Source organism: Alkalibacterium sp. (genome assembly GCF_046484155.1).
Taxonomy (GTDB): Bacteria; Bacillota; Bacilli; order Lactobacillales; family Carnobacteriaceae_A; genus Alkalibacterium.
The window spans coordinates 1-6,517 of sequence record NZ_JAWOBT010000062.1 but is presented as its reverse complement, the minus strand read 5'-3'; the positions used below and the strand labels follow the sequence as shown (position 1 = coordinate 6,517).

The window sequence follows — 6,517 nt, the reverse complement described above, 5'->3', positions numbered from 1 at the left end:
GGTGGATTCTGACATGCAGACTGGCTTTGTTGCGCGAAAGGTGTGAGACCCGGATTTCTCCCTTCCCCGGAAGCACTTATCCCACGGGCTCTGTGACATATAACTCTAAAGCTTGGTCAATAACGTGACCCACCATCGGCTTACCCATGACTGGATGCATCACCTTATATAACTTTGATTTCATACGCGTGCCTTGCCCGGCAGCAAGGACGACTGCAAATCTTTTCGTCATTATTTTTCTCCTAACTTAGTATCGGCCCTTGTAATAGACCACTTTTACTTTCGCCATATTCCACTTGATTTCATTTTAAAAATTCCTCTTTCATCATACTGTATGAACCGGCTGTTTTCAAGAAGTATAAGGTTTATTGTTTGAGCTATCGGTTTACCTTTCATATAATGGACGTAATTAAGAAATGTTTTTTCCGCTTAAGACGTGTCAAAAAAATCAGGAGCTCTTAGGAGGCTAAATATGAACAATCAAAATCAAAAAGTTATTGGAAGTTACCCAGATGAAAAAGAAACAAAACGTGTCATCCGTGATTTAATGAATCAAGGATTTAAAAAAGATCAGCTCACTATTTATACCAATGAAGAAAAAAACGCTCTCCATTCAGAGGCAGCCAATGTTCAAGTTGCTCAAACGGATCTCAACGATAGCGCGGAAGCTACTGAAGACGATAAAAATTTCTGGGAATCTATTCGTGATGCATTTAAAGTGAGAGAAGACCACGAATTTGAGGACCCGAATCATGTAGTCGGAGATGATTTCCTTTATCCATACAGAGAAGACCTTAAAAACGGCCGTTACGTGGTTGTGATCGATGAAACCCATGGTCAAAAGATCCCAGCAGAAACAGCTTCAGATAGAGAGGTTGACCCTACTCAGGAGAAGACGTTAGGAACTTTAGGAACTACAGCGGGCTTCCCTGTCGAAGGGTCAGTACAAGGGATGGGAGACGGCGGTCAGCCACCTGCTGATTCACGTTCCGGTGACGGTACACCCCCAGAATTAGAGGATACTGCTGGAACAGCTGATGAAAAAAAAGCAACTGCTGAAAGATTGCGTCGATCCAGAAAAGAAGATTTCTAAGAGAAAAAGCATTTTTAATAATAAAGGGAGGACTCTGATTTCTATGAGTCCTCCCTTTATCTTACTTATTTTACACTTGTCAGCTATCAAAATGAGTAAGCCGAATGATCGAACGGCATCATAACCGCTCATCATTAAAACACAAGATTGTTCGCACCCTTAACTGTTCGCATGAAAAAGGCCGGAACACTGTCCCGGCCTTCCCGATATTTTAAGTAATTATGATCATTTCACGATAATGAAGACAGGAAATTACCCGGCGATACTTCAATGGTACGGTCTTCTGCATTGACGTTTTCCACTTTCACGAGTGATGTGTACTCTTTAACAGAGCGTTCGCCTTTAAAAATGTTTTCCGCAATGACGGTTGCCCCGACCACTTCGGAATTGAACTCCTCAATCAAGCTGATCATTCCGTTGATTGTGCCTCCGCCTTTAAGGAAATCATCGACGATCACGACTTTCGATCCCATATCTAAACTGCGTCTGGATAATTCCATTTTTTCGACGCGATCAAATGAAGAGCCGGAGACATAATTGATACTGACCGTAGACCCCTCGGTAACCTTTGAATCACGTCTTACAATAACAAATGGTACATTCAGATAAAAAGCAACAGACTGCGCAATAGGCACGCCCTTAGTGGCTACCGTCATCACGCTGTTCACTTCAGTACCCATATATTGTGAGGCGATCGCCCGACCAATACGTCGTAACCATTTCGGGTCTCCCAGCATATCAGAAAGATAGATATAGCCACCCGGCAATAAGCGTTTAGAATGATTCAGTTCTTCCACCAGATCCGAGACAAACTGTTCAATATCTTCTTTGTTCATTTTTGGAATATATTTCACTCCGCCAGCAACTCCCGGAACCGTTTCCAGGAACCCTATGCCTCTTTGGGCAAATGTGTTTTTTACAATCGTTAAATCTTCGCTTATACTCGATTTTGCTGATTCATACTTCTTCGAGAATAGGGTCAAAGGGATTAAAGTATGAGGATGTTCCAATAAATAATGGGTCATATCAATCAATCGTTCGCTTCTTTTTGTCTTCATTTCCAATACACCTCTTAATGATACGTTACTTTCCGTTCCGTATTTCTTATTTTAACGTTTTTATTCGTTAATTGATAGTTTTAGTTCAACTTTTATTCGATATTGTTCGTATTTTGCTGAAAAGAAAGGGAAACAAAAAGGAGTCAGACCCTAAGTCAGTTCCGCATACCTTATCTGTAAGCAGTTACGGCTATGGCAACCTGGACAGCGAGCCTATTTTTTATAACACGTTTTAAAAAAATCAATCGAAAGCACGAAAGAGGCCGGGACAGAAGTCCCGGCCTCTTTCGACTCGTTCGCTTATTTCGTTTCTATCACAACAAGCAAGTCATTCGTTTGAATGGTATCTCCCTCTTTGACAAAGAGGCGCTCAACTTTTCCTGCAATAGCAGAGCGAATCGTTGTTTCCATTTTCATGGCTTCGGTAATAACAATAGGCGCTCCTTTTTCAACTTTATCTCCACGACGAACCAGCACTTGAAGAACCGAACCAGGCATCGTTGCCCCGATATGTCCTTTGTTGGTCGGTTCTGCTTTTTTACGCACAGCTTTAGTGTTCATGACGTTCTTGTCTTTTACCTCGATCTGTCTTCCCTGACCATTGAGTTCAAAATACAAGACACGGTTGCCTTCTAAATCCGGATCGCCGATCTGATTCAATTTAATGATCAACGTTTTTCCTTTTTCAAGCGTCACTTCCACTTGTTCGCCCATACGCATACCATAAAAGAAGGTTGGCGTATCAAACTTGGTGACTTCTCCATACATATTATAGAAGAACGTGTAATCCAGGAACACTTGAGGATACATGATATAACCGAGCACTTCTTCTTCCGTCGGTTCACGGTCCAAATGTTCGCTCAATTCTTTTCTCACTTCACCGAAATCAAGTGGTTCTTTGTATGCTCCCGGTCTTTTTTCTAAGGGTGTATCCCCATTTAAAACTAATTTTTGCAGTTTTTCAGGAAATCCGCCTTCAGGTTGTCCGAGTTCTCCTTTGAAGAAACGGACAACAGATGTTGGAAAGTCTAAGTCTTCACCTTTTTCATAGACCTCTGCTTCGGTCAGCTCGTTTTGGATCATAAAGAGGGCCATATCCCCGACGACTTTCGAGGAAGGCGTGACTTTGACCACATCTCCAAACATACGGTTAACGACAGCGTACATCTCTTTGATATCATCCCAGCGGTCCTCTAACCCAAGACCTTTCGCTTGCTGTTTCAAGTTCGTATATTGACCGCCTGGCATCTGGTGAGTGTAGACTTCTGTCGAAGCCGCCGGCATGCCTTCTTCGAAATCAATATAGAACTTGCGGGTATCTTCCCAATAACGGTTCAATTTTTCGACGTTTTTTATATTATACTTGGGCGCATGAGATGTCCCTTCTAAAGCATAATACAAACTGGCCATACTTGGTTGACTCGTTTTCCCACTTAAGGCACTTTGAGCCACGTCCACAATATCGACGCCGGCACGGATGGCGGCACCATATGTGTAGATACCATTCCCGCTCGTGTCATGCATATGCAGATGTACGGGCAAAGAGACGGTACTTTTCAATTCACTGATCAATCGGTAAGCAGCGTGAGGTTTAAGTAACCCCGCCATGTCTTTGATTGCCAGTATATGAGCTCCTGACGCTTCAAGCTCTTTCGCCATTCGCTTATAGTAATCCATTGTGTATTTGGTTTGAGACGAATCATTCAAGTCTCCTGTATAACAAATAGCTGCTTCCGCAATTTTATTGTTGTCCCTCACATATTGAATGCTTTTTTCCATTTGCGGAATCCAGTTCAGACTATCAAAAATACGGAACACATCTATCCCGTTTTTCGCAGCCAGACGGATGAATTCTTCTAAGACGTTGTCCGGAAAATTATCATACCCTACTGCGTTGGACCCGCGAAACAGCATCTGAAAAAGCGTATTGGGCATTTTCTTGCGCAATTTCTTCAAGCGCACCCATGGGTCTTCTGTTAAATAGCGATAGGCGACGTCAAAGGTTGCGCCTCCCCACATTTCCATCGAAAACAGCTCGGGAATAGCTTTTTCTGTTTCTTCAGCAATGTCCAGCATATCCTTCGTGCGCATTCGCGTTGCGAGTAAACTTTGATGCGCATCACGGAAGGTGGTGTCCGTCATCAAGACTGAATCTTGCGCTTTCACCCATTCTGCCACTTTTTCCGGTCCTTCTTTGTCTAAGATATGTTTAGGATAAACTAACTCTTTTGAAGGTGAAATAAGGTTTTCAGGCATTCTCGGTTCCTTGAATGCCCGTTTTTCTATTTTTCCAATTCCCGGAAAGCCATTCACGGTGACATTTCCGATATACTTCAACGATTTATTTCCTCTATCCTTTATCTTCGGAAAGGCGAATAATTCCGGCGTCTCATCAATAAAACGCGTGGTTACCTGTCCGCTTTTGAATGTCGGATGTTTCAAGACGTTGATCAGAAAAGGAATGTTCGTGATGACGCCGCGAATACGGAATTCGAGCAGCGCCCGCGTCATTTTTTGTACTGCTTTTTCATAGTCTAATGCCTCGGCCGACAGTTTAACGAGTAATGAATCAAAAAATGGCGTTATGACTGAACCCTGGAAGCCATTCCCTGAATCTAAACGTATCCCAAATCCCCCTGGAGAACGGTACGTATTGATCTTTCCTGTATCTGGAAGGAAATCGTTCGCTGGATCTTCAGTTGTTATGCGGCACTGGATAGCAGCGCCTTTCAACGTTATCCCCTTTTGTTCCGGGATGCCTATTTCTGAATGCAGGTCTTTACCTTGTGCGATCAGGATCTGGCTTTGAACAATATCTATCCCTGTAACCATCTCGGTGATCGTGTGTTCAACTTGAACACGCGGATTAACTTCAATAAAATAGAACGACTCATTTTCAAGTAAAAACTCGACGGTGCCTGCGTTGACATATTTAACGTGTTCCATTAATTGAACAGCTGTCTGACACAACTTGTCTCTAAGCGTCGGATCCAGGCCAACACATGGCGCGACTTCAATCACTTTCTGATGGCGGCGCTGCACGGAACAGTCTCTTTCGAATAGGTGAACAACGTTACCGTGACTGTCTCCTAGAATTTGAACTTCGATATGTTTAGGGTTAGCGATATATTTTTCAACATAAATATCATCCTGACCAAAGGCAGCTTTTGCTTCACTTTTAGCTCTGGCAAACCCTTCTGTAGCCTCGGTCTCGTTATAGGCGACACGCATGCCTCGTCCCCCACCGCCCATGGCCGCTTTCATTATGATAGGATAGCCATAGCTTTTCCCGAAAGCCAGCACATCGTTAGCATCATCCACCGGACCGTCTGTACCGGGAACGGTGGGTATGCCTGCTTCTTTTGCTACCGTTTTAGCTTTTATCTTATCTCCAAATATATCTAAATGATAGGTGTCCGGACCAATAAACGTCAGTCCTTCTTCTTCACATCGTTCTGCAAAAGCCAGATTTTCCGATAGAAAACCGTAGCCTGGATGAATCGCATCCGCACCGGCTTCTTTAGCCAACTGGATAATGCTTTCACTATCTAGATAGGCTTCGATCGGCTTTTTGCCTTTGCCTACTAAATAAGCTTCATCTGCTTTAAATCGGTGGACGCTGGCTTCGTCTTCTTGGGCATAAATACCTACCGTACTGATATTCAATTCGGCTAATGCCCTGAAGATACGGATAGCAATTTCACCTCTGTTTGCGACTAATACTTTTTTCACTGAAATTTCACCTCGTCCTTATTTAACAGGATATTTTATCATCATTTTTTAAACTTACTTACTATTTTACCAGAGTTTCATCTTTAAAGACAAAAAAAAGAAAAATTAAAGATTCTTCGTAATGAAAAAAATCCTTCAAGGACTCTTCTGGGGCACTATTTTTTAAATACCAGCTATACGCTGACCCTGTTTCTTCCATCATTTTTAGATTTATAAAGCATAGCATCTGCCGTTTCGATCATATCGGATAGTTGATTAATTGTTTCTGGATAAACAGTTGCCCCGATTGAAACCGTAATGGGGATTCTAAGCTTGTTGTTTGTCAAGAAGTCATGTTCTTCCACTTTGGATCTCAGATTCTCGGCTATTTCTAACGCCTCAGCTTTGTCACTTTTTGGCAAGACAATGACGAATTCTTCGCCGCCTTTTCTAAAGACGCTCCCTTTTTTCCGGATTGTTTCCTGCATGACCCTGCCTAACTCCACTAAAATATAATCGCCAGCTGCATGACCATAGGTGTCATTGGTTAATTTGAAATAATCGATATCCAACATGAGAATTGCGCAGGATTCTTGATGCGCTCTCGCTTCTGCAGCTACTTTGTCCCAATAATCCTCAAACCGCCTGAAGTTGC

At 42.7% G+C, this 6,517-nt stretch carries 4 protein-coding genes and 1 pseudogene; 1 reads left to right on the top strand and 4 read right to left on the bottom strand.

All coding sequences use genetic code 11. The features are described from left to right. Positions 1–82: 82 nt before the first annotated feature. Positions 83–232: pseudogene (locus R6U02_RS05010) on the bottom strand (NTP transferase domain-containing protein); the annotation flags it as partial. A gap of 240 nt (positions 233–472) precedes the next feature. On the opposite strand from R6U02_RS05010, the gene R6U02_RS05005 reads away from it, so the two are divergent. Continuing rightward, positions 473–1,093, top strand: coding sequence for a general stress protein (locus R6U02_RS05005; RefSeq protein ID WP_410262540.1), 621 nt, complete (start codon positions 473–475; stop codon positions 1,091–1,093). Between the two features lie 230 nt (positions 1,094–1,323). Here R6U02_RS05005 and purR read toward each other — a convergent pair whose 3' ends face one another. The 3 genes from purR to R6U02_RS04990 form a co-directional block, all read right to left on the bottom strand. Beyond that, entirely contained in the window at positions 1,324–2,151 is an 828-nt protein-coding gene (purR, locus tag R6U02_RS05000; protein ID WP_410262539.1) for a pur operon repressor, read from the bottom strand. 300 nt (positions 2,152–2,451) lie between these two features. Then, entirely contained in the window at positions 2,452–5,883 is a 3,432-nt protein-coding gene (locus R6U02_RS04995; RefSeq protein WP_410262538.1) for a pyruvate carboxylase, read from the bottom strand. Positions 5,884–6,056: 173 nt separating this feature from the next. Further along, positions 6,057–6,517, bottom strand: a 461-nt coding sequence (locus R6U02_RS04990) for a GGDEF domain-containing protein (protein ID WP_410262537.1), incomplete at its 5' end; no start/stop codon positions are given.